We start from the raw sequence: 25387 nt of genomic DNA, 5'->3' as shown, positions 1-25387 counted from the left end.
GTCTGTCCTAAGAAGCAATGTGTCGTAATGGGATGGTCGTTTTTTTTGCATCACAAATCCTGTGATGTTATCAGACAAAAACTACAGTCTGACATAACTGCTAAAGGGTTGAACCCCTGGATATTTCAAGGCTGGATAAAACGGAACCGCCAATTGCAGCGGTTCCATTTTTTGCATCAATCCAGCATTAAGACTGTTTGCTCATTGCAGCAACTTCTGCAGCAAAATCAGTCTCGGCTTTCTGGATGCCTTCGCCCACTTCAAAGCGGATGAAGTTAACAACGTCAGCGTTGTGCTCTTTCAGAACCTGAGCAACAGTTTTGCTTGGTTCGATAACGAAAGGCTGACCAGTCAGAGAAACTTCGCCGGTGAATTTCTTCATGCGGCCTTCAACCATTTTCTCTGCGATTTCTTTAGGCTTGCCAGACTGCAGTGCGATGTCCAGCTGAACCTGGTACTCTTTTTCTACAACTTCTGCAGAAACGTCTTCTGGCTTAACGAACTCTGGCTTGCTTGCAGCAACGTGCATAGCGATTTGCTTAACCAGCTCTTCATCGGCACCAGTAGCAGAAACCAGAACACCGATGCGAGCACCGTGCAGGTAGCTACCCAGAACGTCGCCTTCCAGAGAAGCGATACGGCGAATGTTGATGTTCTCACCGATTTTGGCAACCAAAGCAACGCGCTCTTCTTCGAACTGTGCTTTCAATACTTCAACGTCAGTGATTTTGCCAGCGAAAGCAGCATCCAGCACTTTTTCAGCGAAAGCCTGGAAACCACCATCTTTAGCAACGAAGTCGGTCTGGCAGTTAACTTCAAGGATCAGACCGTAGTTGCCTTCGATTTTGGTTTTAATCACGCCGTCAGCAGCTACGTTGCCTGCTTTCTTAGCAGCTTTGATCGCGCCAGATTTACGCATGTTTTCGATAGACAGCTCGATGTCGCCGTTAGCTTCAACCAAAGCTTTTTTGCAGTCCATCATGCCAGCGCCAGTACGTTCGCGCAGTTCTTTTACCAGGGCAGCGGTAATATCAGCCATTGTAGTTTCCTCGATTATCCCAGTGCAAAAAGTCGTTTTGCAGTAGGATATTTCTCGCATTTAAGATAAGCAAAGGGGGCCAATTAAGGCCCCCTAACCAACATATTCAATACCTGGTTAATAAGGGCTGCATACCCATCATCTTTCAATCTGCATGTGCGTTGGCTGCCCTCGCTCACCCCAGTCATTTACTGATGTAAATTCCGGGGGATTCGTTCAGTTGCCGCCTTCCTGCACCTTGAAATCTATTGGGTATATCGGAGCCGTCCTTATTATTCAGCTTCTACGAAGCTTTCTTCTGCCTGAACAGCCAAGTCTTGAGAACGGCCTTCACGAACAGTGGCAGCAACGGCGCTCAGGTACAGATTCACTGCACGGATTGCGTCATCGTTACCAGGGATAACGAAGTCAACGCCATCCGGATCGGAGTTGGTATCAACAATAGCGAATACCGGGATACCCAGGTTGTTAGCTTCTTTGATTGCAATGTGTTCGTGGTCGGCATCGACAACAAACAGTGCATCAGGAAGACCACCCATATCCTTGATACCGCCCAGGCTATTTTCCAGCTTCGCAAGCTCGCGAGTACGCATCAGAGCTTCTTTTTTGGTCAGCTTTTCGAAAGTGCCGTCTTGTGATTGAATTTCCAGATCTTTCAAACGCTTGATTGACTGACGAACGGTTTTCCAGTTAGTCAGCATACCGCCCAACCAGCGATGGTTCACGAAGAACTGATCGCAGTTGTGTGCAGCGTCTTTTACCGCTTCGCTTGCTGCGCGCTTGGTACCAACGAACAGGATCTTACCTTTACGGGAAGAGATCTTGGTCAACTCAGCCAGAGCTTCGTTGAACATTGGTACAGTCTTCTCAAGGTTGATGATGTGAACCTTGTTACGTGCGCCGAAGATGAATGGCTTCATTTTCGGGTTCCAGTAACGGGTCTGGTGACCGAAGTGAACACCGGCCTTGAGCATGTCGCGCATGGAAACAGTTGCCATGATAAAACCTCTATAGTAAATGTTTGGGGTTATGCCTCCACGTATCCCGTGCAACCGACCCCGTAAAAAGCCATCGTCAGACAGCAATTCCAGAGCACCCCGGCGCAGGTGTCGATACGTGTGTGTTATTACTTATTAAACGAATAAGTACACAAATGAGTGAGTGTTTGGCTCATCCACTTTTTGCCTGCTGCAACTAGACCTGAGTCTTTCTGCAAAGACAATACAGTGATTGCCGGCGCGCTTTATACCATAAATTCGGACCAGAAACCAACTAAACTTAAACAAAAGCGCGGCGGAAGAATGATAATTTGGCAGCTCAGAACAGGGCTGATACCATGAGCCCATCTAATATTATTGTCGACCGGCAGGCATAAAGAAAGGCTGTTTTAGCAAAGGTCGTCAAAAACATGACACCCGCAGGATTCATTCATGGCAATTTCAATCAAAACACCTCAAGACATCGAAAAAATGCGCGTCGCTGGCCGCCTGGCTGCCGAAGTGCTGGAGATCGTCGAACCGCACATTAAACCCGGCGTCAGCACGGCTGAACTTGACCGCATCTGTCACGAGCATATCACTGTGAATCAGCAGGCCATCCCTGCCTGCCTGGGTTACCACGGCTTTCCGAAGTCAGTGTGTATCTCGATCAATGAAGTGGTATGTCACGGTATTCCAAGCGACGAACGTCTTCTCAAAGACGGTGATATCGTCAACATTGACGTCACGGTCATCAAAGACGGTTTTCATGGTGATACCTCAACCATGTTTATCGTCGGCAAGCCAACCATTCTGGGCGCGCGCCTGTGCCGTGTAACGCAAGAAAGCTTGTATCTGGCGCTGAAAATGGTCAAACCGGGTATCCGACTGCGTACGCTGGGCAAAGCAATTCAGCAGTTCGTTGAAGCCGAGAAGTTCTCTGTGGTTCGCGATTACTGCGGACACGGCATCGGCGAAGGCTTCCATGAAGAACCACAGGTCTTGCACTATGATGGCGATGACGGTGGCGTGGTGCTGCAGGCTGGCATGGCTTTCACCATCGAGCCGATGGTAAACGTCGGTGGTTTCCGTATCCGCACCATGAAAGACGGCTGGACGGTGAAGACGCAAGACCGCAGCCTGTCGGCACAGTACGAGCACACTCTGGTTGTCACTGAGAACGGCTGTGAAATCATGACGCTGCGTAAAGATGAAACGCTGCCAAACATTCTGGTTCACGAGACTACAGCAGCAAACTAAGTCTTGAAAAAATTTCGAAGCCGGCGCAAAAGTCGGCTTTTTTATCATAGTGTCTTGTCGTCTATTTACATCAATGCAGGGCTACGCACTTATGTCTGATTCATTTCTGTCTAAAAATCTTATCCATCTAGCCTTGCCCCTGCCGGTCGAGATTACCCGCGCATTCCCTGACAAACCCGCTTCGCCCTCAACATATAAAGATAACGAGCTGGATCGCCAATCGCTGAAACAGCACATGGATGAATTCCAGCTTTGGCTGGCCGACGCGTTTAACTGCGGGCAACGCGTCGAGGAGCTGGTTGCCGCTCGGGCGCTGTATATCGATCAGATGCTGCAACGACTGTGGATCTTCTATGGTTTTGATAAAATTCCTGAAACTGCAATGGTGGCCGTTGGCGGCTATGGTCGCGGTGAGCTGCATCCGCTTTCAGACATTGACGTGCTGGTCCTCAGCCAGAAACGTCTTAACGAAGATCAGGCGCAGCGCATTGGTGAACTGATTACCCTGCTGTGGGACCTCAAGCTTGAAGTTGGCCACAGCGTGCGCACGTTGGAAGAATGTTTGCTGGAAGGCCTGGCAGACCTTACCGTTGCTACCAACCTGATTGAATCGCGCCTGATTTGCGGCGATGTCGCTCTGTTTTTGAATATGCAAAAGCACATCTTCAGCGACGGTTTTTGGCCCTCTCCAACCTTCTTCCGGGCGAAAATCGCCGAGCAGAATGAACGCCATCAGCGCTACCACGGCACCAGCTATAACCTCGAGCCGGATATAAAAAGCAGCCCCGGCGGCCTGCGTGATATCCACACCCTTTTATGGGTTGCGCGTCGCCACTTTGGTGCCACGTCGCTGGACGAAATGGTCAGTTTCGGCTTCCTGACCAAGGCCGAGCGCAATGAAATAAACGAATGTCAGAGTTTCCTGTGGCGTATCCGTTTTGCGCTGCATCTGATCCTCAACCGCTACGATAACCGCCTGCTGTTTGATCGTCAGCTCAACGTTGCTCAACTTTTGCAATATCAGGGTGAAGGCAATGAGCCGGTCGAGCGGATGATGAAAGACTTCTACCGCATGACCCGCCGCGTCGGCGAGCTGAATCAGATGCTGCTGCAACTGTTTGATGAGGCGATTTTGGCTATCGGGCCAAATGAAAAACCGCGCCCGCTGGACCACAACTTCCAGCTGCGCGGCGACCTTATCGACGTTCGCGACGAAACACTGTTTGACCGCGAGCCGCAGGCGATTATCAGCATGTTTTACCTGATGGTCCGCCATCGGGAAATCAAAGGCATTTATTCGACCACCGTGCGCCTGCTGCGCCGCACCCGTCGTCATTTGCAAACGCCGCTGTGCATGATCCCCGAAGCGCGTGAAATTTTTATGGCTATTTTGCGTCATCCGGGAGCCGTTTCACGAGCACTGGTGCCTATGCATCGCCACAGCGTGCTATGGGCCTACATGCCGCAGTGGGGCCTGATTGTCGGCCAGATGCAGTTCGACTTGTTCCATGCCTACACTGTCGATGAACATACCGTTCGCGTGCTGCAAAAGCTGGAAAGTTTCGCCGATGAAAATACTCGTCCGCGCCATCCACTGTGTGTCGACCTGTTCCCACGCCTGCCGCAGCCAGAACTTTTGCTGATGGCGGCGCTGTTCCATGACATTGCCAAAGGCCGTGGCGGCGATCACTCAGTGCTGGGTGCACACGATGCACAAGAGTTCGCCGAGCTGCACGGGCTGAGTTCCGTAGACAGTCAGCTGGTTTCGTGGCTGGTGCGCTGTCACTTACTCATGTCTGTCACCGCTCAACGTCGCGATATTCAGGATCCTACTGAAATTCAGCAGTTCGCAGCCGAGATGAAGACTGAAAACCGCCTGCGCTACCTGGTGTGCCTGACGGTGGCAGATATCTGCGCGACCAATGAAACGCTGTGGAACAGCTGGAAGCAGAGCCTGATACGCGAACTGTATTTCGCCACTGAAAAACAGCTGCGTCGCGGCACGCAACATACTCCGGACCTGCGCGAGCGGGTGCGCCATCATCGATTGCAGGCCTTGGCGCTGCTGCGTATGGACAATATCGACGAAGAGGCGTTGCATCATATCTGGAGCCGCTGCCGTTCCGATTACTTCCTGCGTCACACGCCAAATCAGCTGGCCTGGCACGCCCGCCACTTGCTCGATCACGACTCCACCAAACCACTGGTGCTGGTGAGTCATCAGGCGACGCGCGGCGGAACCGAGATCTTTATCTGGAGCCCGGACAAACCTTATCTTTTTGCTGCCGTGGCGGGGGAACTGGACAGGCGAAATCTGAGCATCCACGATGCACAGATCTTTACCAACCGCGACGGCATGGCAATGGACACCTTTATCGTGCTCGAACCGGACGGCAATCCGCTGACGCAAGACCGCCACGAAACTACTCGTTTCGCGCTGGAACAGGCAATGCTTCAGGCCTACCAGCCGCCTCGTGCCCGTCGTCCGTCGCCCAAGCTGCGCAATTTCAGCGTGCCGACCGAAGTCAGTTTCCTGCCAACGCATACTGATCGCAAAACCTACATGGAGCTAATCGCGCTGGACCAACCGGGCTTGTTGGCACGCGTGGGGGAAGTATTCTCAGATTTGGGTCTTTCACTGCACGGCGCAAGGATTTCGACCATCGGCGAGCGCGTAGAGGATTTGTTTATTTTAGCCAACAGCGATCGTCGTGCGCTGGACAAGCAAACCCGCAGGGAAATTCAGCGAAGATTGACCGAGGTGCTCAATCCGTTCGACAAAATATGATACAAATAACGCTTGGCTTTTTTACTTTCAACATCACTAGCAGATAAAGAGAATAGTATGGAATTGCAAACCGTCATTGAACAGGCCTTCGAGCGCCGTGCCGACATAACTCCGGCTAACGTTGACAACGCAACACGCGACGCGGTTAACCTGGTTATCAATAAAATCGACAGCGGCGAACTGCGCGTTGCCGAAAAGATTGACGGCGAGTGGGTGACCCATCAATGGTTGAAAAAGGCGGTACTGCTCTCTTTCCGCATCAATGATAATGAAGTGATGGAAGGTGCGGAAAACCGTTTCTACGACAAAGTACCCATGAAATTTGCCGACTATGACGAAGCGCGCTTCAAACGTGAAGGCTTTCGCGTAGTGCCTCCCGCCGCCGTGCGCAAAGGTTCGTTCATTGCACGCAACGTGGTTCTGATGCCGTCATATGTGAATATCGGCGCCTACGTGGATGAAGGCACTATGGTTGATACCTGGGCTACCGTGGGTTCATGTGCGCAAATCGGTAAAAACGTGCACCTTTCTGGCGGCGTAGGCATCGGCGGCGTACTGGAACCACTGCAGGCCAACCCGACCATCATCGGCGACAACTGCTTTATCGGCGCGCGTTCAGAAATTGTCGAAGGCGTAATTGTTGAAGACGGCTGTGTGATTTCCATGGGCGTTTACATCGGCCAGAGTACCAAAATTTATGACCGCGAAACGGGTGAAATCCATTACGGTCGCGTTCCCGCAGGTTCAGTGGTAGTTTCAGGCAATCTGCCGTCAAAAGATGGCAAATATAGCCTGTACTGTGCAGTGATCGTTAAAAAGGTTGATGCCAAAACGTTAGGCAAAACCGGCCTTAATGAGTTATTACGCTCTATCGACTAAACTAGAGAGGCGGGTTTATTAACCCGCTTTTTTTTAAGGTGTTTTCGGCGTTTTGGTATAAACGATAAGTTTAAACAATAAAAGGAAGGTGCCGCATGTATGACAATCTGAAAGGCTTGGGGATCACTAATCCTGATGACGTGGATCGCTACAGTCTGCGTCAAGAAGCAAATAACGACATTCTCAAGATTTACTTCCGTAAAGACAAAGGTGAGTTTTTTGCCAAAAGCGTAAAATTCAAATACCCGCGTCAGCGTAAAACCATCGCCGCAGACAATGCCGGACAAGGTTACAAAGAGATTAACGAGATTAGCCCCAATCTCCGCTATGTCATCGACGAGCTGGACCAAATCTGCCAGCGCGAACAAATTGAAGTCGATCTTAAGCGCAAAATTCTCGATGACCTGCGTCACCTGGAATCGGTTGTTGCCAACAAGATTTCCGAGATTGAATCTGACCTCGAAAAACTGACCAGCGGCCGATAAATATTTTCTTTCGTACTCTTGAATGAAGACTCAAAGATTCCGAGGGGCAGGAAGGCGATAACTCAGTGACCCCCAGTAACTGACACACGATTCAGTTACTGGGGGGCACGAAGGCAGACAAGCTCGAAAGATGATCAAGATTAGACGATTTGCGTCGCCCATTTCTCAACCCATGGCAGTGCTACCAACTCTGGCTCTGGGTGTTCAATCGCATCGATTTCCAGCATCTCGCCCATGCGATTTGCCCCCTGCTCTTGCAGCATGTCATCCATCTTATGACCGCCGCCACAGAAGAAATCATAGCTGCTGTCGCCGAGCGCAATCAGGCCATAACGCAGCTCGGGCTGATAGCCAATCTTATCGCGAATTGCCTCATACAAAGGTGCAATACTGTCGGGTAAATCGGCCTGACCAGTGGTTGAGGTAACGATTAACACGTAATGATGGCGATAATATTGCCAGGCTTCCAACGTGCCTTCTTCAAACACTTTAACCTGATGCCCCTGCTTCTTGAGCAGTGTTTCGGCTTCTTCCGCCACCAACAACGCATTCCCGTAAACGGTACCTACAAAAATACCAATCTCAGCCATACCGATTTCTCCCTTAATTGAATCCTGAATTGTTAACTATCCTGACCCGCCTGCTCAGGAAACTCAACCCTTTCCAACTCGCTCGCGCAGCCTAGCCAGTCAAAGCGTGTTACTAACTGCTGCCAGCGGCTGTCCCATGGCGCAGTGATCGTCAATGGTTCGCCGCTAATCGGATGATCCAGCTGCATATGGCTGGCATGCAGCATCAATCCTGGACAGTCAAAATGCTGTGCCATACCGCGATTCTGCTTGAGGTCACCGTGAGCCGTATCGCCGATAATTGGATGCCGCAAATGCGTCATATGACGACGCAACTGATGCTTACGCCCGGTTTCCGGCGTTAACTCGACCAGGCTATAGCGCGCAGTTTCGTACTTGCCAATGGCTACTGGCATCTCTTTTCGAGCCAATACGCGATAATGGCTGACTGCTGGCTGGGCCGGTTTATCCTGAGTCGCAAACTTGTCCGCAATTTTGTCCTGCTCTTCAGTCAGCGCGTAATCGACCGTGCCATCTTCCATCACGTAACCCCTCACCACGGCGTGATAAACCTTGTTCATTTGGTGAAGTTCAAACTGCTGTGAAAGCAAACGCGCAACCTCGCTCGACAATGCCAGCAACAATACGCCTGAGGTCGGTTTATCAAGACGATGCACGGTAAACACGTGCTGACCAATCTGATCGCGCAGAGTTTGCATCACAAAAACGGTTTCATGCCGGTCAAGCCAACTACGATGGACCAGCATACCCGCAGGCTTGTTCACCGCGATCAAATGCTCGTCCTGAAACAAAATTTCCAGCATGTCAGTCTTCTATGTTCAGTAAATCATCAAGGCGTTGCAGCTCATTATGCAGGCGAATCTGATCGGGCAGAGCCATTTCATAATAAGGAGTAATGGCAAAACGGGTCGGTAAACTCGCCTCGGCGGCCAGAATTGCGTGCATGCGCGGGATCAACACCCACTGCAACCACTGCTCGGCCGACATGGTATCTACCGAAAAAGGTTCTTTACTTTCGAATGCATCTGGCTCAGGCGGCATCGGCTGCCATAGAGACAGTTCACGCATAACTTGCTCAATATCCTGCAATATCTCGCGGACTTGGTTTTCTGTACTCATCGATCACTCTCTGCATTACATACGGGCGGGTTGGAGGGGCGCGCGTAAAAGGGGCAAAGCATAGCACTGAAGGCGCGGCTCCCCAAATTTCTGCGCGACGGGCAAAACTTTTTATTAAGCATAGCCCCCAACAATCAACTATCAGTTTTTCATACTGGTACTGCAATAAAGCTACGGGCAATATAGGCGCACTTTACATTAACTGACTTTAAAGATGCCTGCGAAACCGATAACACCTATTAAAAAACGCGCAACCCCCGTTAAAGCCATGATTGCCTCCGTCTCCGGCTATGCGATGGACGGTTTTGACCTACTTATTTTGGGCTTTATGCTACCGGCCATAGCCAGCGAGCTGCACCTTGATGCTTCGCAAAGCGGATCGCTGGTAACCTGGACGCTGATAGGCGCAGTGCTCGGGGGCGTCATTTTCGGACCGATTAGCGATCGATTTGGCCGTATCCGCGTACTCACTTTTACTATTTTGATGTTCTCACTGTTCACCGGACTATGCGCCGTGGCTCAGGGCTATTGGGATCTGCTGACCTACCGCACGCTGGCTGGCGTCGGTCTGGGAGGAGAATTTGGTATTGGCATGGCACTGATTGCCGAAGCCTGGCCAGTTGAAAAGCGCAATCGAGCCTCGGCCTATGTTGGTATGGGGTGGCAGTTGGGCGTGCTGATGGCAGCGTTCCTCACCCCGCTGCTGCTGGGCTTGATCGGCTGGCGCGGAATGTTTCTGGTTGGACTGCTGCCCGCAATGCTCTCTTTCCTGATCCGCAGAACTATGGGTGAACCTGAAGAGTTTATTAAACAATCTGCATCAACCAGGCAAGAATCGCTGATGGCACGCCTGCGCCTGCTTTTTAAAGATAGTGAGACGACAAAATGTAGTTTAGGCATTTTGATCCTCACCTCCGTGCAAAACTTCGGTTATTACGGCCTGATGATTTGGATGCCTAGCTACCTTTCCAAAAACTTTGGTTTTTCGCTGACTAAATCTGGGTTATGGACTGCCGTGACCGTAATCGGTATGACGCTCGGAGTCTGGCTGTTTGGCGTGCTCTCCGATCGCTTTGCGCGCTGGAAAATTTTCCTGATTTATCAAGTTGGCGCGGTGATAATGGTCATCGTATACGCGCAGTTGACCGACCCAATAGTGATGCTGTTTGCCGGTGCGATCATGGGCCTGTTTGTAAATGGCATGATTGGCGGCTACGGTGGCCTTATTTCTGACAGTTACCCAGTCAACGTGCGCGCTACGGCGCAGAACGTGTTATTTAATCTAGGGCGTGGGGTCGGGGGGTTTGGTCCGTTAGTGATTGGCATGCTGGCATCAAAGGTCGCCTTCACTGCGGCAATTAGCCTGCTGGCGGCTATTTATTTACTGGATATCATTGCCACTGTTTTCCTGCTGCCAAAAACGCAAGGCAAGAAAGAAGATAGTCTTGGCGCTATTGGGTAATCTCGGGGGATTAACTCGAGGAAAAATCCAAAAAGTTGGGGGTACTGTTTGCACAGTACCCCCGGTTCGTTTTATAGCAATCCAGCTACCTGTGTGCTCCCTGCTCAATCCGTGAAAACTTGTCCTGTGGTTATCCTAACCAGCCATCCCTTGCAGCGTCCAACTTTCATCCTGACGTATCGTCCTAGTCATCCTGACATTCATCCTTTAGTCTTCCTGACCCACCAAACTCCTGTTTTGGCTCTCAATCTCCATCCTGGAGGTGTCCCTTGTTTCTTCCTGAAACTTCCTTGCATAATCCGATGCGATCCTGACTCTTCCTGAGTCGTCCTCTTCTTTATGAAACAGTCATCATCCTAATGCTCTGTCTCATGCCTTCCTTTCGACAAACTTAGAATCGTCGATTTTGAGGTTTGTGACAAGGCTAGCGGTATGACTTACATTATCCTTACATACCCCCCAAGAGAGCCAAAACAGGTTAAGCTTATGTTTTATGGTTAATATTATAATTAACACGGAAATTATTAGCAGGAAATATAAGAGATCTCTTACAGAGTTTGTAAGAGATCTCTCACAAGGTTGTAAGCCAAATTTCCCTTAAACTTAATCAGGGAACTTGCGGGACCAGCATTGTAAGGAATTCGGACAATGATGACGAGAGGATCGTTCTTTTTTTACTGCCGAACTCTTCCAGCATGACTTCGCCGGTTAAATTACTTAAAGAGAGTAGCATTAATTCCGAATCGGTAGTCGCCAGAAAAACAGTGGGTTCAAGCTTGAGACGTTTTTGCGTGAGCAAATGACCAATTAAATTTTCCTGTAGGCGGATAAAATCATCCTCACTCCAGACCTGAACCAAGGTAAAGGTATGATTAAGATAGCTGGCATGCATATCACCGGAAAACTGTGAGGTATAAAAGGCATGAGCTTCCGGACGCAGGTTCAAATCAAGCGCTCTTTCAACGTTAGCAAGTTCAGACGGCGGTGTAAAAGGCCGAGGAAGCCAAAAAACTTGATTATCACTGCGGCTAATGGTGCACGAGGACTCCACGCCAAAGAGTTCTTCACTGCCAGGAGCATTGCCCGTTTTCTGCTGCCACAGGTCAACATAGCGCTGAGTAAACCCCCGCAGGGCTTCAGAAACTTCAAGGTCCATATTTTTTCTCATCTTCAGGGTCAGCAGTGCGTTAAACTAGGGTCAAACGCAATTTATTTTTTATTGTACCAATCTCTTATCAAGGTGACAGCATGTCTTCCTATCAGGATAACCCCGCTCTTTCTCAACTGACTCTCGGCAAAGCGACACCTTATCGCGATCAGTATGACGCCACTCTGCTTCAGGCGGTGCCTCGCAGCATGAACCGTGAGCCGCTTGGCTTGTATCCAGATTCATTGCCTTTTCACGGCGCAGATATCTGGACGATGTACGAGCTGTCATGGCTCAACGCCAAGGGCTTGCCGCAGGTCGCCGTAGGTGAAATCAGCCTGGAAGCAGACAGCGCAAGCCTGATCGAGTCCAAGAGCTTTAAACTCTATCTCAACAGCTTTAATCAGACAAAATTTGATGACTGGGCCAGTGTTCAACGTACTTTGGAAAGCGACCTAGGCGCCTGTGCGCAGGGTAAGGTCAGTGTTGTCCTGCGTCCTTTGAGTGAGGTTGAGGGCGCGCCGATTGGCCGCTTCGCCGGGATTTGCATTGACGCACAAGATATTGAAATCACAGATTATGCCTTCAGCACCGATTATCTGCTTGATGCGACCAGTGACAAAATAGTCGACGAAACGCTGGTCAGCCATTTGCTGAAATCCAACTGCCTGATAACCCATCAACCCGATTGGGGTTCGGTGCAAATCCAGTATCGCGGGCCGGCTATCGATCGCGAAGCCCTGCTGCGTTATCTGGTGTCATTTCGAAATCATAACGAATTCCACGAGCAGTGCGTTGAGCGCATCTTTAACGATCTGCTGCACTTCTGCCAGCCAACACGCCTGGCAGTTTACGCACGATACACCCGCCGTGGCGGTCTGGATATCAATCCATGGCGGGCGAATTTCCTGTTTGAGCCTTCCAATGCGCGGCTTGTCAGGCAATAACGCCCCACTTTGTTCAAGAACTGAGCTGTCAGTCGGCGAGCAATGGTAAAAGCCTATGGACAGGTTTACTGTTAAAGAATAACAAGCACGCAAAACATCATTAACGCGGCGTTAATAAGGAGCAACTTTGATTACACATATCAGCCCACTTGGCTCAATGGATTTGTTGTCTCAGTTGGAAGTGGACATGCTCAAACGCACTGCGAGCAGCGACTTATATCGCCTCTTCCGTAATTGTTCTTTGGCTGTGCTCAACAGTGGCAGTCAGACTGACAGCAGCAAAGAGTTGCTGGACCGCTTTGAAAGCTTTGATATCAACGTATTACGTCGCGAACGTGGCGTAAAACTTGAACTGGTAAACCCGCCTGAAGAAGCGTTTGTCGACGGGCGAATTATCCGCTCGTTGCAGGCCAACCTGTTTGCCGTGTTGAGAGATATTCTGTTCGTTAACGCGCAGCTCAGCAGTGCAGGGCGTTATCAGGATCTCGACCTGACGGACTCGGTCCAGCTAACTAACCTGGTGTTCTCCATCCTGCGCAACGCCCGCACCCTGCATCTGGATGAAGACCCCAATATGGTGGTATGCTGGGGCGGCCATTCGATTAACGAAATCGAATATCAGTATGCACGCAACGTCGGTAGCCAGTTGGGTCTGCGCGAACTGAATATCTGTACCGGATGCGGTCCTGGCGCGATGGAAGCTCCGATGAAAGGCGCCGCTGTCGGCCACGCACAGCAGCGCTATAAAAACAGCCGTTTCATCGGGATGACCGAACCGTCAATCATTGCCGCCGAGCCGCCTAACCCGCTGGTAAACGAGCTGGTGATCATGCCAGATATCGAGAAACGTCTAGAGGCCTTTGTGCGTATTGCTCATGGCATCATCATATTCCCTGGTGGTGTGGGCACAGCGGAAGAGTTGCTGTATTTGCTGGGGATTCTGATGGATCCGGCCAACAGCGATCAGGTACTGCCGCTGATCCTCACCGGTCCGAAAGAAAGCGCTGACTACTTCACCGTACTCGACGCGTTTATCCGCGAAACGCTGGGCGACGAAGCGCAAAAGCATTACACCATTATTATTGACGATCCGACCGAGGTGGCAAGGCAGCTCAAGCGCGCCATGCCGTTGGTGAAAGAAAACCGTCGTAACAGTGGCGATGCTTACAGCTTCAACTGGTCGATTCGTATCGCGCCAGATTTGCAGCTGCCGTTTGAGCCAAGCCATGAAAATATGGCTAATCTCAATCTGCATCTCAACCAGCCACCAGAGCAGCTGGCAGCCGCTTTACGCCGCGCATTTTCGGGCATTGTGGCCGGTAATGTCAAAGAAGTGGGCATTCGCGCGATTCAAAAAAACGGGCGGTTCAAGCTGCATGGCGATCCGCTGCTGATGAAGAAGATGGACAGCTTGTTACAAGGTTTTGTAGCTCAGCATCGTATGAAACTACCTGGCACGGCTTATGTGCCTTGCTATGAGATATGTTCCTGATCTTGATGCTTTTATTCTAATATTCATCCGCTTATAAAAGCGGGTGAATATATCAACAAATCCCGCACCTCCAAGCAAAAGTGAAATTGCGCGCCCTCTCGCAATTCCCCGCTGCAAGCTTGCGCAAACCGACTTCCCCGATGCCATCGAACCGAAATACTGATACCCTCTCGGTATGAAAATTCACTTATTAATCATCGACGCGCTAAATCTTATCAGGCGCATTCATGCCGTACAGGGATCACCCTGCGTCATTGCCTGCCAGAGCGCCGTTAATCAGCTGATTCAGCACACTCAGCCAACCCACGCGGTTGCTGTATTCGACGAGGACGATCGCCACGATAGCTGGCGACACCAGTGCCTTCCAGACTACAAGGCAGGGCGAACGCCAATGCCGGAAAACTTGTTTGCTGAAATGCCTGCATTAAAAGCCGGCTTTGAGAGTATTGGAATTGCCTGCTGGCACGCTGCGGGGCAAGAGGCGGACGATCTCGCCGCCACCCTTACTGCCAAAGTAGCTGGCGCTGGTCATCAGGTAACGATTGTTTCTACCGATAAAGGCTACTGCCAGTTGCTCGCACCCGAGGTACAAATACGTGACTACTTCCAGAAACGCTGGTTAGACATGCCGTTCGTGCAGGCAAGTTTCGGCGTACTTCCAACCCAGCTAACAGACTACTGGGGTTTGGCAGGTATCAGCAGCAGTAAAATTCCGGGCGTCGCCGGTATTGGCCCAAAAGCCGCGGAAACCTTGCTGAGTCAGCATCCGACGCTGGAAGAGCTGTATCTGCACCTGAATGAAATACCAGAAAAGTGGCAAAAGAAACTGCGCGAACATCAGGAAATGGCATTCATAAGCCGCCGCGTCGCAACGCTGCAAACCGATGTAATTTTGAAGGGAAATCTACAAGATTTACGGCTCAAAGGCTGAGCCGTAATTTAGAAACTTCAAGGGCGAAGAGGTACAATCCTCAAAGTCATTGGAGCTGTGGCAAGGCGGCTAGTTTGAGAATCCCCGGGAGCTGACACAAGTCAGTGACCGGGGTGAGCAAACGCAGACAACGCCGCTACAGCTTCAAGGAACACAAAATATTCCTCTAAGCCATTGGAGTTGTAGCAAGGCGGCCAGTTTGAGAATCCCGATGAGCTGACACAAGTCAGTGACTGGGGTGAACAAACGCAGCCAACGCCGCCACAGCTTCAAGGAACACAAAATATTCCTCTAAGCTATTGGAGTTGTAGCAAGGCGGCCAGTTTGAGAATCCCCGGGAGCTGACACAAGTCAGTGACCGGGGTGAGCAAACGCAGACAACGCCGCTACAGCTTCAAGGAACACAAAATATTCCTCTAAGCCATTGGAGTTGTAGCAAGGCGGCCAGTTTGAGAATCCCGATGAGCTGACACAAGTCAGTGACCGGGGTGAACAAACGCAGCCAACGCCGCCACAGCTTCAAGGAACACAAAATATTCCTCTAAGCCATTGGAGTTGTAGCAAGGCGGCCAGTTTGAGAATCCCCGGGAGCTGACACAAGTCAGTGACCGGGGTGAGCAAACGCAGACAACGCCGCTACAGCTTCAAGGAACACAAAATATTCCTCTAAGCCATTGGAGTTGTAGCAAGGCGGCCAGTTTGAGAATCCCCGGGAGCTGACACAAGTCAGTGACCGGGGTGAGCAAACGCAGACAACGCCGCTACAGCTTCAAGGAACACAAAATATTCCTCTAAGCCATTGGAGTTGTAGCAAGGCGGCCAGTTTGAGAATCCCCGGGAGCTGACACAAGTCAGTGACTGGGGTGAACAAACGCAGCCAACGCCGCCACAGCTTCAAGGAACACAAAATATTCCTCTAAGCCATTGGAGTTGTAGCAAGGCGGCCAGTTTGAGAATCCCCGGGAGCTGACACAAGTCAGTGACTGGGGTGAACAAACGCAGCCAACACCGCCACAGCTTCAAGGGCGACGAGGATTTAGCGCTCGTCGCGACGGCCCGGCACCACAGGCCAGAAACGACGTACGTGAACCGTGACCTCTTCGCGGTCATGGTAAAGCTGCTTGGCAAAGATTTCCGCATTGATGTCGTTTTCTTCAAGACGCGATTTCATATGCGCGAGGATCTGTGAAACTTCCTCATAGCGCTTTTTCATCGGCAACTTCAGGTTGAAGATGGCTTCGCGGCACCAGCCGTTGACCAGCCAGTCGCCCATCAGAGCGGACACTTTGGCTGGAACTTCCACCATGTCGCAGACCAGCCAGTAAATGTTGCTACGCGTTGGTTTGTATTTGAACCCGTCTTCACGGTGATGCGTTACCTGTCCGGTCATCATCAGGCTTGGTGCCATAGGGCCGTTATCGATAGCATCAACCATCATGCTGCGCTGCACCAGCTGATAGGTCCAACCGCCCGGGCAAGCGCCGAGATCGACCGCATGCATGCCGCTGGCGAGGCGTTCTTCCCACTCATCGGCTGGAATAAACACGTGAAATGCTTCTTCAAGTTTCAGTGTCGAACGGCTTGGCGCTTCGGATGGGAATTTAAGCCGCGGGATCCCCATATAGAACGGAGAGTTGTTATTGCTGTAGGAATAACCCACGTAGCAGCATCCCGGCGCGATAAAGAATACGTGCACCACGGGGCGCATGGCGTTCTCTTTTTTACCCAGCACGCGCTGTTCACGCATGGCGGAGCGGAGCGGCACAGTAAGCTTGCGGCAGAACTTGGTCAGTTCTTTACTTTCGTTGGTATCAGGAACTTCAACGCGCAGCTCACCGCCGTTGGTAACAACCCCCTGCAACATGCCAACAATCGGCGTGACACGGTCTTCCGGCGGCAGATCTTTCAGCAATTCACCGACCACCAGCATCTGGCGGGCAAAAATCAGTTCACGAAAAGGAATGTCTTTCGCCAAACGATCGGCATCTTCCTGCTGATAGCACTCAAACAATACATAGCCGCTGCCTTCTTTCACGCGGGCGAAACCGAAAATTTCTCTTTCGGCCGCTTTGGCGGTAATTTCAGCCGCGCATTCTTTCTCAAAGCCAGAGCGGCAGTAGAGTGCAAGTTTATTATTCATGGCGTTGAGCCTTTTTTCCCAGACGCAGCGCGCCGACTAACATCAATAACCAACCAATCAGGAAGAAGGTTCCGCCGATTGGTGTAACGAAGACCCAGAATCTGAGTCCTGACAGCGCCAGACAATAAAGACTGCCGCTAAATAATACTGTACCGAGAGCCAGACACGCGCTGCTCCAATAGAACCACAGGCTGCTACGATGCTGCATAGCAACGCCCAGTGCCAATATAGCCAGAGTGTGTACGCTCTGATAGTCCAATCCAGTGTGGATCCACGCCATTTCGGCGGCTCCCAGAGACTGGCTTAATACGTGTGCACCGAATGCACCAAATGCTACGTAGACAAAACCGCTGAGTGCGGCAAAGATTAACATTGCACGACTGGTCATCTTTATCGTTATCCTTCAACTTTCCTGATTCAGGCGCAACCAGGGCACTCCTGAATCATGAGATATCCTGATTTACGTTTGCGGCTGATCGTAGCGGAAGCGCAATTTCTCTTGTTCACTGGCAGCCCGTGCCAGGATCCACTGACGAAAGGCGGCTATTTTACCCAGTTCTGCCTGACTGTCATGACAAACCAGATAAAAAGCGTTTTTACTGATTAAAACTTCATTAAACGGACAAACCAGACGCCCGGCTTCGATCTCGGTCTGCGCCATCACATTATTCGCCAACGCCACGCCCTGCCCGTGTACTGCAGCCTGAACCACCATGGCACTGTGGCTGAAAATCGGCCCCTGTTGCACATTAATATGCTGCAACCCCAGTTGTTTGGTATAAGCCAGCCAGTCACGCCGCGAAGCGTCATGCAGCAAGGTATGTTTCGACAGGTCTTCGGGCGTCTTCAGCGCATTGTCGCCCATTAACAGTGACGGCGCACAAACCGGCAGTAAGTATTCGGCATATAAACGCTCGGTGCGTAGACCCGGCCAGTTGCCGCGACCGTGGAAAATAGCTACATCGACGTCATCCGATAATTTGTCTTCATCGCGATCAACCGCCTGGATGCGCACATCAATGCCCGGATAAGCTGAGTTAAAGCCAGCCAGCCTAGGCACCAGCCATTGAATGGCGAAGCTTGGCGGCAAACTTACCGTTAATGCGCCTTTGGCACTGCGCGCCTGAAGCTTGCGCGTTGCTTCATTCAAGGAGGAGAAAATTTCTTTTATGTCGAGGTAATAACTCTGCCCCTCTTCTGTTAACAACAGCGAGCGATTACGGCGACGGAACAGTTTTAAGCCCAAAAAGTCCTCAAGTGACTTGATCTGGTGGCTTACTGCCGCCTGAGTGACGAAAAGCTCTTCTGCCGCCTTGGTAAAACTAAGGTGGCGAGCAGCGGCGTCAAACACGCGTAAGGAGTTTAGTGGAGGTAAACGTTTAGACATGAAGTGGACACTTCTCATTCAAGCCATCAGTCAAAGACTTTGGCGCAAGTTTAGTTATTAGTTTTTTTAATCCGAGACATTATAAATTGTCCATTGAGGATGTACAGGCAAAAACCTATAGTTGCGCCACTTCCAGTAGCCGGAACGAAAAGTTGAATGGTATGAGGATGCCGTGATGCTTTTGGCTTGTGGTTGTGATGTTGTGTTTGTATTGTCTGGCAATCCAGACCAGTAGCTTAAGCGCTACAAATTTTCACTTCCTGTACATTACCCTGTCTGTCCAAAGTGATTTTTTAGCACCGCATTTTGCGGTGCTTTTTTTTAACCATTTTTTGGCTAGGGGTGCCTCATCTTAAGAGAAAAGGCACCCGGAAGGAATTATTTCCCTTCAACCATCTCTTTTACTTCTGACTTATTAATCTGCTGTTTGTTACCATAGGCATCCGTGTAGCTGATCATACCGGTGTCACTGTCAGTGCTTGGTTTGCCTTCTGCCACGATGGTACGACCATCGTTGGTGTGCATCACATAGTTGCTTGAACAAGCAGCCAGGGTACCGGCAAGTAAAACAGCTGAAACTACCGCGAAGATCTTCTTCATAATTAACTCCTGTAGATTAAGATGCTTGAATTTGCGGGGAAAACCTCGCTTAAATTCGTCAGACGTCCTATTTCAGCATAACAAGCATCTGGTAAATTTCCAGGTAACCATTCTTAAAGGTGATATAGATTTGCTTTTTCATCATAAGCAGCCATATATCCGAGTAAGTAAAACATCGGCCAGACCAGGATTTTAACACTATGACGCCTTTTGATTTCACCGCTTTCCGCCGCCAATTTCCGGCGCTGCGCGAAGATGATTCACTCTCTCCCTGCTATCTCGATAGTGCGGCAACGGCGTTAACGCCGCAGGCAGTGATCGATTCTACGGTGAACTATTATCAAAATGCGGGTGCGACGGTGCATCGCAGCCAGCATAAAGCCGCGCAGTCATTAACTGAAGAATTCGAGCAGGCAAGACAAACAGTTGCCGATTTTATCAATGCCCCGCGTGCAGAAGATATTATCTGGACTCGTGGGACCACCGAGTCGATCAATCTGCTGGCGCAAAGCTATCTGCGCCCGCGTTTACAGCCGGGCGACGAGATTATTGTCAGTCAGGCAGAGCATCACGCCAACCTGATCCCCTGGCTGATGCTGGCCGAACAGTGTCAGGCCAAAGTCATCACTTTGCCTCTTAATGATGATTTCCTGCCGGATATCGCCGCTCTGCCTGCTTTGCTTAACCCACGCAGCCGCCTGCTGGCGATTACCCAAATGTCCAATGTCACGGGTGGTCAGCCCGATCTCGTAGCCGCGATCGCCCTCTGTCATGCCAACGGCACGCCAGTGATGGTCGATGGAGCACAAGGCATAGTGCATGGCGTCACAGACGTAAAAGCAATGGATATCGATTTTTATGCCTTCTCCGGCCATAAACTCTATGGCCCGACGGGTATTGGCGTGCTCTACGGTAAAACGGCGCTGCTTGAATCCATGCCCGCCTGGCACGGTGGTGGCAAAATGCTGACGCAAACCAGCATGCAGGCGTTTATACCACAGCAGGTTCCTCAACGTTTCGAAGCCGGCACGCCGAATATTGCCGGAGTGCTGGGGCTAGCCGCGGCGATTAAATGGTTAAACCGCGTAGAACGCGACGCAGCGGAGGCCTATAGTATTCAGCTTGCAGATTTTGCGGAGCAGGCATTGGGCAGCATTGAAGGTTTTCGCAGTTTCCGTAGCCGCGGGTCATCGGTGCTGGCGTTTGATATCGCAGGCATTCATCACAGTGATATTGTCGCGCTACTGGCCGAAAAAGGCGTCGCACTTCGCGCAGGGAAACACTGCGCCCAACCACTGACCGAAGCGCTGGGTGTTAGTGGAACGCTGCGCGCCTCGTTTGCTCCTTATAATACCCGGCAGGACGTTGAGCGGCTGGTGTCGAGCGTGAAGTTTGCCGTCGAGCTTTTAGCAGATTAAATGAGAGAACCTATGTTAGCCCCGCATCCTTTTGGATACCAAATCACCGAATCCTCTTTAATAGAGAAATTCTCCCATTTTCGCCTGTGGGAAGACCGTTACCGTCAGCTGGTGCAACTAGCCAAGGCGCTACCACCGCTGGAAATATCGTTGAAAATCGCCGATATTGAACTATTTGGCTGCGAAAATCGCGTTTGGTTAGGGTTTGAAAAGTTGGACAACGGCGGTATTCATTTTTACGGCGACAGCGAAGGCCGAATCGTTAAAGGCCTGCTGGCCGTATTATTAACCGCGGTCGAGGGGAAAACGGCAGAGGAAATCCTGAATCAGGATCCCTTGGCATTATTCGATACTCTGCAATTGCGCGAACAGCTGAGCAGCAGCCGCGCCAGCGGGTTGGCCGCACTTGCGCAAGGCGTGAAAACTATCGCCCGCGCCTGCTTATAAATTTTACAGACTAAACATCTTAGTCACTGTAAAACGGCCAGCCTTTGAATCTGCTGCCGCCGGTTGCCGTTAATGACTTGGGTGAACAAGTGCAGACAACGCAGCTGTAGCTTCAAGGGCGACGGGTTTAGCAGCCTCGCGCTGAGCCTTGGCCATCATCTTCTTCAATACGTGTGATACCGCAACAAAACCGAAGCTTGCCGTGACCATGGTCGCGGCACCAAATCCTGACTCGCAGTCCATGCGTTTAGGGCCTTCGGCAGTAGCGCGCGAAGCACAAACCGAGCCATCGGCCTGCGGATACATCAGCGGTTCGCTTGAGAATACGCAGTCGATACCCAGCTTGCCTTTGTTGTTCCTGGTGACGTTGAAGTCGTTCTTCAGGCGTTCACGCAGCTTCGCCGCCAAAGGATCCTGAATAGTTTTTGCCAGATCGGCGACTTCAATACGAGTTGGATCAATTTGCCCCCCTGCCCCACCAGTAGTCACCACCGGGATTTTATAGCGACGGCAGTATGAAAGCAGCGCGGCTTTTGGACGCACGCTGTCAATTGCATCAATTACATAGCTGAAATTACGATTCAGCATTTCCGCGACATTATCCGGGGTAATAAAATCATCCACGCAGGTGACCTGACACTCCGGGTTAATCGCCAGAATACGCTGCGCCATTACCTCGGTCTTCGATTGACCGACGTTTTCGCGCAGTGCGTGGATCTGGCGATTGGTATTGGTGACACAGACATCGTCCATATCAATCAGCGTTATTGCGCCAATTCCAGTTCGCGCCAAGGCTTCAGCCGCCCACGACCCAACGCCACCAATTCCGATCACACAAACATGCGCAGCAGAAAACAGCGCCAGGGCCTGCTGACCATATAAACGTGCAGTGCCGCCGAAACGTTGTTGATAAGCCTCAGAGTATTCTGCTGCCATGTTGAGTAACCTCTCTATCTACTTACTATTAATTGTCTGCAAAAGGATTCTTGGCCCCATCAGCCGGTACCAGCTGGGACCCACCGCTCATCGGTGCCTCCTGATAAGAGGTCATAAACGGCTGGGCGGCCTGCGACGATTTTAACACCCATACGCGGCCATAGTGATTATAAAATCCTGCCGGAATCGCGGCTTGGGGACCAATTCCTTGATACATATCGAAATGTTGCCCTTTAATCGCGCCACCTACGTCCAGCGCCACCATCAGGCGCAGATGGTATCTGCCGGTAAATTTGCCTTCGTTATTCAGCTCGGGTACTTCAGCCAGCAGCGTGGTACCTGAAGGGATCAGGGAACGGTCTGATGCTACTGATGCCTTGGCCACCAATGGAACGCCCGCCGCGCCGCGAACAGGGGTGTAAGGCTCAGGTTTGAAGAACACGTAAGAAGGATTTTGTTCCAGCAGCTCGAGAACCTCGGCCGGGCTGTGAGTATCGGCCCAATGACGAATTGCCTGCATCGACATATCCTGACGCGCGACTTCGCCACGGTCGATAAGGATTTTACCGATACTGCGATACGCATGGCCGTTTTTGCCGCCGTAGCCGAAGAAGGTCAACGGACGACCGTCGCCGTAATCAACATAACCACTGCCCTGCACCTCCATCATGAAGTTGTCCATCAGGGAATTGGTATAGGCAACCGCGTAACGGCTGCTCAGGGCACCGGCATAGATAGAGGCGCGGTCAGGTAAACGGCCGCCGCGTGCCTTTGGCGGCATACGATAAAGCGGATACTGGAATTCGCCCTGCGGAGTATAACGGGCCTGTACCACCGGAGTGTAGTAGCCAGTGAACTGCACATTGCCGAAATTGTCGGCACCTTCCATTTGATAGGCACTAATACCGTACTGACTCAGGGTGCGAGTGTCGGCACCAGCACGAGCCCATTGCTCAATCGCACTATAGTTTGAGTTGTTACGGTTATATAAGGTTGAAGACGCGGCTTGCACTTCCAAGACCTGGTCAGCGTAATCTCTGGCATTGACGGCTTTGCCGGTCGCATTGGGCTGATTGACATACTCAAGCGCGTTATCGAGTCGCCCATCTTTATATTGCTGGCCCCGATCGGTGGGGCGGGATGAACAGCCAGCCAAAATGGCGATTACCAGTCCACTCAGCAAATACTTAGTCCAACGTCCTTTCATTAATGCACTCTCTTGCTCAGGGGGGAAAATCTTTGGTGAGAACGATAACAAAGGGGAGTAAGGAAAGGAATTGTACCCAACAAAAAAATGCTTTAACGAAAAATAGAGGGATTAACCAGCACAATGAGCAAAAAGGGAGCAATAAAACGCTTTATCTCAATCAAATACAAAAAGGGGTTGCATCATTTCTCACGGGGAGTATAGTTCGCCTCCATCGGACGCGGGGTGGAGCAGCCTGGTAGCTCGTCGGGCTCATAACCCGAAGGTCGTCGGTTCAAATCCGGCCCCCGCAACCAATTCGATGCAGTTGAAAAGAATTGGATAAAGCGTTCGATAAGTACGTGATTTAATAGCGTATATAGTGTAGAGTAAGTCAGCAGTAAACGGACGCGGGGTGGAGCAGCCTGGTAGCTCGTCGGGCTCATAACCCGAAGGTCGTCGGTTCAAATCCGGCCCCCGCAACCAACTGACTGAAGTACACGATGGGAAGTAGTGAAGAAGAAGACAGCAAGCATTAGACGGACGCGGGGTGGAGCAGCCTGGTAGCTCGTCGGGCTCATAACCCGAAGGTCGTCGGTTCAAATCCGGCCCCCGCAACCAATCTAATGTCTTTTAGAAAAGAAGCTGTTAAAAACAAGCACCCAATAGGGTGTTTTTTTTTGCCTGTAATTTACCCCCTTCTTAATCATTATTGGTTCGATCTAGCGCCTTGCCAGCATGCCGCCATCGGCGAAGTAAGCTTTGATCCCTGCTAAAATCGACTCGGCTATCTGCTGCTGGAAATGAGCAGTTCGCAGTTTACGCTCTTCTTCAAGATTACTGATGTAAGCCGTTTCAACCAGAATTGATGGAATATCCGGCGCTTTCAACACTGCAAACCCGGCCTGATCAACTTTGTGCTTGTGTAAATGATTGACCTTGCCGATGCGAGTTAGCACCTCTTTACCAAACCTCAGGCTGTCATTGATAGAGGCGGTTTGCACCAAATCGAATAAGGTGTGATCCAGATAGCGATCGCCGCTTTTACTGACTCCACCTATTTTATCCGACTCATTTTGTGTGTGGGCTAAAAAACGCGCGGCGGCACTGGTTGCCCCTTTGGTCGAAAGTGCGAACACAGAAGATCCTCGTGCGGCGCGACTGGTAAACGCGTCGGCGTGAATCGAAATAAACAGATCGGCTCGCTGCTTGCGCGCCTTGGCAACCCGGACCTTCAATGGAATAAAAATATCCTCATTGCGAGTCATATAGACAGTCATATTGGGCTGCTGCTTGATCAGTTTTTGCAATCGCCGCGCAATTTGCAGCACCACGTCTTTCTCACGAGTTTTATGTTTACCTATTGCTCCCGGATCCTCACCGCCGTGACCGGGATCGAGCATAATAATAATTGGCCGTTGATGCCCTGCCCTCCCATCCTTTTTCTTTTCTGGCGGTAAGGTCCTGGCAACATTTCCTCGATTGTAATCTTCAAGCAGCGCCAATAGCGGATCATCGCTCTCACCATCACTGCTGGTTTGCGGATTATTCTCGGGATAAAGATCGATAACCAGCCGATGACGAAATTCTGCAACTGGCGTCAGGGTAAAAAGATGTGGGCTGATGGGTTGCTTTAACTCGATCACCAGGCGAACGGTTGATGTGTCGAATTGCCCAACCCGCAGTTGCTGAATATTTGGATCCGTTGAGGTGATTTTCTGCCCCAGCTCTTTAAGCACCGAGTTAAGCTGAATTCCGGAAATATCCACCACCAGTCGAGCAGGGTTTTGTAATCTAAACTGCTTATACTTGAGCGAATAGTTGGATTCAAGAGTAACGCGGGTATAGGTCGAGGAAGGCCAGACACGGACTGCAACAACATGCGAAGAGGCAGCCATACCGATACGACTCACGCTCAACAACAAGGTTGCCGCAGCACTTTGCAGGAGAAGGCGGCGGCCAGAATTATGTTGTTCGTCAGGCATGTAGTCTCAAAGATATCTAAAGATGAATAAAGGTAACAAAAAGCAATGAGACAAACTTTAACGAACTCTTCTCCCACTGTCACCCACAGGATTGTCAGGATTTTTCAGTTTTTGGTAGGTTAGAAATAATTGAATTTCAAAAACAGAGATTTCTTACTTGCCACACAGCCCT

General features: G+C 50.8%; 23 protein-coding genes and 3 tRNA genes. 13 read left to right on the top strand and 13 right to left on the bottom strand.

The window, feature by feature from the left end; genetic code table 11:
- Window positions 1-187: 187 nt before the first annotated feature.
- Window positions 188-1039 carry a translation elongation factor Ts gene (gene tsf / locus AB3G37_RS04645; RefSeq protein ID WP_009638349.1) on the bottom strand — a complete coding sequence of 284 codons (852 nt, stop codon included), beginning with the start codon at window positions 1037-1039 and terminating at the stop codon, window positions 188-190.
- Between the two features lie 272 nt (window positions 1040-1311).
- Entirely contained in the window at window positions 1312-2037 is a 726-nt protein-coding gene (gene rpsB / locus AB3G37_RS04640; RefSeq protein WP_009638348.1) for a 30S ribosomal protein S2, read from the bottom strand.
- 432 nt (window positions 2038-2469) lie between these two features.
- Here rpsB and map point away from each other — a divergent pair, with 432 nt between their 5' ends.
- The 4 genes from map to AB3G37_RS04620 all read left to right on the top strand — a co-directional run bounded on the left by map (window position 2470) and on the right by AB3G37_RS04620 (window position 7428).
- Window positions 2470-3276: a type I methionyl aminopeptidase gene (map, locus tag AB3G37_RS04635; protein ID WP_369789855.1), complete on the top strand. Its 807-nt coding sequence runs from the start codon at window positions 2470-2472 to the stop codon at window positions 3274-3276.
- 91 nt (window positions 3277-3367) lie between these two features.
- Complete coding sequence (gene glnD / locus AB3G37_RS04630; RefSeq protein ID WP_369789854.1) at window positions 3368-6064, top strand: bifunctional uridylyltransferase/uridylyl-removing protein GlnD; 2697 nt, start codon at window positions 3368-3370, stop codon at window positions 6062-6064.
- Window positions 6065-6121: 57 nt separating this feature from the next.
- A complete protein-coding gene (gene dapD, locus AB3G37_RS04625) occupies window positions 6122-6943 on the top strand; it encodes a 2,3,4,5-tetrahydropyridine-2,6-dicarboxylate N-succinyltransferase (RefSeq protein ID WP_009638345.1) in 822 nt (273 codons plus the stop codon).
- Between the two features lie 95 nt (window positions 6944-7038).
- Entirely contained in the window at window positions 7039-7428 is a 390-nt protein-coding gene (locus AB3G37_RS04620) for a DUF3461 family protein (protein ID WP_009638344.1), read from the top strand.
- A 140-nt stretch (window positions 7429-7568) separates the two neighbouring features.
- Here the strand turns inward: AB3G37_RS04620 and AB3G37_RS04615 are convergent, their stop codons facing one another.
- From AB3G37_RS04615 to AB3G37_RS04605, 3 genes are read right to left on the bottom strand one after another with little or no spacing between them, the layout of a single operon-like run.
- Window positions 7569-8018 (bottom strand): flavodoxin, encoded by a 450-nt coding sequence (locus AB3G37_RS04615; RefSeq protein WP_009638343.1) that lies wholly within the window; start codon window positions 8016-8018, stop codon window positions 7569-7571.
- A 32-nt stretch (window positions 8019-8050) separates the two neighbouring features.
- Window positions 8051-8821, bottom strand: coding sequence for a tRNA pseudouridine(65) synthase TruC (gene truC, locus AB3G37_RS04610; RefSeq protein WP_369789853.1), 771 nt, complete (start codon window positions 8819-8821; stop codon window positions 8051-8053).
- A gap of 1 nt (window position 8822) precedes the next feature.
- Complete coding sequence (locus AB3G37_RS04605) at window positions 8823-9137, bottom strand: YqcC family protein (protein ID WP_009638341.1); 315 nt, start codon at window positions 9135-9137, stop codon at window positions 8823-8825.
- A 214-nt stretch (window positions 9138-9351) separates the two neighbouring features.
- Here AB3G37_RS04605 and AB3G37_RS04600 point away from each other — a divergent pair, with 214 nt between their 5' ends.
- A complete protein-coding gene (locus AB3G37_RS04600; protein WP_369789852.1) occupies window positions 9352-10599 on the top strand; it encodes an MFS transporter in 1248 nt (415 codons plus the stop codon).
- Between the two features lie 607 nt (window positions 10600-11206).
- Here AB3G37_RS04600 and syd read toward each other — a convergent pair.
- Window positions 11207-11755 (bottom strand): SecY-interacting protein, encoded by a 549-nt coding sequence (gene syd, locus AB3G37_RS04595; protein WP_369789851.1) that lies wholly within the window; start codon window positions 11753-11755, stop codon window positions 11207-11209.
- A gap of 92 nt (window positions 11756-11847) precedes the next feature.
- On the opposite strand from syd, the gene queF reads away from it, so the two are divergent.
- The 3 genes from queF (at window position 11848) to xni (ending at window position 15116) form a co-directional block, all read left to right on the top strand.
- On the top strand, window positions 11848-12693 hold the full coding sequence (gene queF / locus AB3G37_RS04590; RefSeq protein WP_369789850.1) for an NADPH-dependent 7-cyano-7-deazaguanine reductase QueF: 846 nt from the start codon (window positions 11848-11850) through the stop codon (window positions 12691-12693).
- Between the two features lie 127 nt (window positions 12694-12820).
- On the top strand, window positions 12821-14185 hold the full coding sequence (gene ppnN / locus AB3G37_RS04585) for a nucleotide 5'-monophosphate nucleosidase PpnN (protein WP_009638338.1): 1365 nt from the start codon (window positions 12821-12823) through the stop codon (window positions 14183-14185).
- 175 nt (window positions 14186-14360) lie between these two features.
- Window positions 14361-15116 carry a flap endonuclease Xni gene (xni, locus tag AB3G37_RS04580; RefSeq protein WP_369789849.1) on the top strand — a complete coding sequence of 252 codons (756 nt, stop codon included), beginning with the start codon at window positions 14361-14363 and terminating at the stop codon, window positions 15114-15116.
- Between the two features lie 1036 nt (window positions 15117-16152).
- On the opposite strand, the gene rlmM is transcribed toward xni, so the two are convergent.
- The 4 genes from rlmM to AB3G37_RS04560 all read right to left on the bottom strand — a co-directional run bounded on the left by rlmM (window position 16153) and on the right by AB3G37_RS04560 (window position 19243).
- Window positions 16153-17256, bottom strand: coding sequence for a 23S rRNA (cytidine(2498)-2'-O)-methyltransferase RlmM (gene rlmM, locus AB3G37_RS04575; protein ID WP_009638334.1), 1104 nt, complete (start codon window positions 17254-17256; stop codon window positions 16153-16155).
- Complete coding sequence (locus AB3G37_RS04570; RefSeq protein WP_009638333.1) at window positions 17249-17644, bottom strand: DUF423 domain-containing protein; 396 nt, start codon at window positions 17642-17644, stop codon at window positions 17249-17251. The genes rlmM and AB3G37_RS04570 overlap by 8 nt, the downstream gene beginning before the upstream one ends.
- Window positions 17645-17716: 72 nt before the next feature.
- Window positions 17717-18643 carry a transcriptional regulator GcvA gene (locus AB3G37_RS04565; protein WP_369789848.1) on the bottom strand — a complete coding sequence of 309 codons (927 nt, stop codon included), beginning with the start codon at window positions 18641-18643 and terminating at the stop codon, window positions 17717-17719.
- Between the two features lie 378 nt (window positions 18644-19021).
- Entirely contained in the window at window positions 19022-19243 is a 222-nt protein-coding gene (locus tag AB3G37_RS04560) for a YgdI/YgdR family lipoprotein (RefSeq protein ID WP_009638331.1), read from the bottom strand.
- Between the two features lie 200 nt (window positions 19244-19443).
- Between AB3G37_RS04560 and csdA the strand changes: the two genes are divergently transcribed.
- Entirely contained in the window at window positions 19444-20661 is a 1218-nt protein-coding gene (gene csdA / locus AB3G37_RS04555) for a cysteine desulfurase CsdA (protein ID WP_369789847.1), read from the top strand.
- A 12-nt stretch (window positions 20662-20673) separates the two neighbouring features.
- Window positions 20674-21108 carry a cysteine desulfurase sulfur acceptor subunit CsdE gene (gene csdE / locus AB3G37_RS04550; RefSeq protein ID WP_369790892.1) on the top strand — a complete coding sequence of 145 codons (435 nt, stop codon included), beginning with the start codon at window positions 20674-20676 and terminating at the stop codon, window positions 21106-21108.
- Window positions 21109-21177: 69 nt separating this feature from the next.
- On the opposite strand, the gene tcdA is transcribed toward csdE, so the two are convergent.
- Both tcdA and mltA read right to left on the bottom strand, forming a co-directional pair.
- Entirely contained in the window at window positions 21178-22044 is an 867-nt protein-coding gene (gene tcdA, locus AB3G37_RS04545; protein WP_009638328.1) for a tRNA cyclic N6-threonylcarbamoyladenosine(37) synthase TcdA, read from the bottom strand.
- A gap of 28 nt (window positions 22045-22072) precedes the next feature.
- Entirely contained in the window at window positions 22073-23251 is a 1179-nt protein-coding gene (gene mltA / locus AB3G37_RS04540; RefSeq protein WP_369789846.1) for a murein transglycosylase A, read from the bottom strand.
- A gap of 219 nt (window positions 23252-23470) precedes the next feature.
- Between mltA and AB3G37_RS04535 the strand changes: the two genes are divergently transcribed.
- The 3 genes from AB3G37_RS04535 to AB3G37_RS04525 all read left to right on the top strand — a co-directional run bounded on the left by AB3G37_RS04535 (window position 23471) and on the right by AB3G37_RS04525 (window position 23851).
- Window positions 23471-23547 (top strand) — tRNA-Met (locus AB3G37_RS04535).
- Between the two features lie 92 nt (window positions 23548-23639).
- A tRNA-Met gene (locus tag AB3G37_RS04530) sits at window positions 23640-23716 on the top strand.
- Between the two features lie 58 nt (window positions 23717-23774).
- Window positions 23775-23851: transfer RNA gene (locus tag AB3G37_RS04525), tRNA-Met, on the top strand.
- 101 nt (window positions 23852-23952) lie between these two features.
- Here the strand turns inward: AB3G37_RS04525 and amiC are convergent.
- Window positions 23953-25215 (bottom strand): N-acetylmuramoyl-L-alanine amidase AmiC, encoded by a 1263-nt coding sequence (gene amiC, locus AB3G37_RS04520; protein WP_369789845.1) that lies wholly within the window; start codon window positions 25213-25215, stop codon window positions 23953-23955.
- Between the last annotated feature and the right edge of the window lie 172 nt (window positions 25216-25387).

It is taken from the genome of Rouxiella sp. WC2420 (assembly GCF_041200025.1).
Taxonomy (GTDB): domain Bacteria; phylum Pseudomonadota; class Gammaproteobacteria; order Enterobacterales; family Enterobacteriaceae; genus Rouxiella.
The sequence above is the reverse complement of the archived record's forward strand: the minus strand, read 5'-3'. Positions and strand labels throughout refer to the sequence as shown.

Excerpts from the sequence above, each read along its gene's own strand:
- rlmM (WP_009638334.1), bottom strand. The coding sequence starts at position 17,256 with ATGAATAATAAACTTGCACTCTACTGCCGCTCTGGCTTTGAGAAAGAA.
- tcdA (WP_009638328.1), bottom strand. The coding sequence starts at position 22,044 with ATGGCAGCAGAATACTCTGAGGCTTATCAACAACGTTTCGGCGGCACT.
- csdA (WP_369789847.1), top strand. The coding sequence starts at position 19,444 with ATGACGCCTTTTGATTTCACCGCTTTCCGCCGCCAATTTCCGGCGCTG.
- amiC (WP_369789845.1), bottom strand. The coding sequence starts at position 25,215 with ATGCCTGACGAACAACATAATTCTGGCCGCCGCCTTCTCCTGCAAAGT.
- AB3G37_RS04565 (WP_369789848.1), bottom strand. The coding sequence starts at position 18,643 with ATGTCTAAACGTTTACCTCCACTAAACTCCTTACGCGTGTTTGACGCC.
- AB3G37_RS04620 (WP_009638344.1), top strand. The coding sequence starts at position 7,039 with ATGTATGACAATCTGAAAGGCTTGGGGATCACTAATCCTGATGACGTG.
- truC (WP_369789853.1), bottom strand. The coding sequence starts at position 8,821 with ATGCTGGAAATTTTGTTTCAGGACGAGCATTTGATCGCGGTGAACAAG.
- AB3G37_RS04615 (WP_009638343.1), bottom strand. The coding sequence starts at position 8,018 with ATGGCTGAGATTGGTATTTTTGTAGGTACCGTTTACGGGAATGCGTTG.
- tsf (WP_009638349.1), bottom strand. The coding sequence starts at position 1,039 with ATGGCTGATATTACCGCTGCCCTGGTAAAAGAACTGCGCGAACGTACT.
- map (WP_369789855.1), top strand. The coding sequence starts at position 2,470 with ATGGCAATTTCAATCAAAACACCTCAAGACATCGAAAAAATGCGCGTC.
- syd (WP_369789851.1), bottom strand. The coding sequence starts at position 11,755 with ATGGACCTTGAAGTTTCTGAAGCCCTGCGGGGGTTTACTCAGCGCTAT.
- AB3G37_RS04600 (WP_369789852.1), top strand. The coding sequence starts at position 9,352 with ATGCCTGCGAAACCGATAACACCTATTAAAAAACGCGCAACCCCCGTT.
- csdE (WP_369790892.1), top strand. The coding sequence starts at position 20,674 with ATGTTAGCCCCGCATCCTTTTGGATACCAAATCACCGAATCCTCTTTA.
- dapD (WP_009638345.1), top strand. The coding sequence starts at position 6,122 with ATGGAATTGCAAACCGTCATTGAACAGGCCTTCGAGCGCCGTGCCGAC.
- mltA (WP_369789846.1), bottom strand. The coding sequence starts at position 23,251 with ATGAAAGGACGTTGGACTAAGTATTTGCTGAGTGGACTGGTAATCGCC.
- glnD (WP_369789854.1), top strand. The coding sequence starts at position 3,368 with ATGTCTGATTCATTTCTGTCTAAAAATCTTATCCATCTAGCCTTGCCC.
- xni (WP_369789849.1), top strand. The coding sequence starts at position 14,361 with ATGAAAATTCACTTATTAATCATCGACGCGCTAAATCTTATCAGGCGC.
- AB3G37_RS04570 (WP_009638333.1), bottom strand. The coding sequence starts at position 17,644 with ATGACCAGTCGTGCAATGTTAATCTTTGCCGCACTCAGCGGTTTTGTC.
- rpsB (WP_009638348.1), bottom strand. The coding sequence starts at position 2,037 with ATGGCAACTGTTTCCATGCGCGACATGCTCAAGGCCGGTGTTCACTTC.
- AB3G37_RS04560 (WP_009638331.1), bottom strand. The coding sequence starts at position 19,243 with ATGAAGAAGATCTTCGCGGTAGTTTCAGCTGTTTTACTTGCCGGTACC.
- AB3G37_RS04605 (WP_009638341.1), bottom strand. The coding sequence starts at position 9,137 with ATGAGTACAGAAAACCAAGTCCGCGAGATATTGCAGGATATTGAGCAA.
- queF (WP_369789850.1), top strand. The coding sequence starts at position 11,848 with ATGTCTTCCTATCAGGATAACCCCGCTCTTTCTCAACTGACTCTCGGC.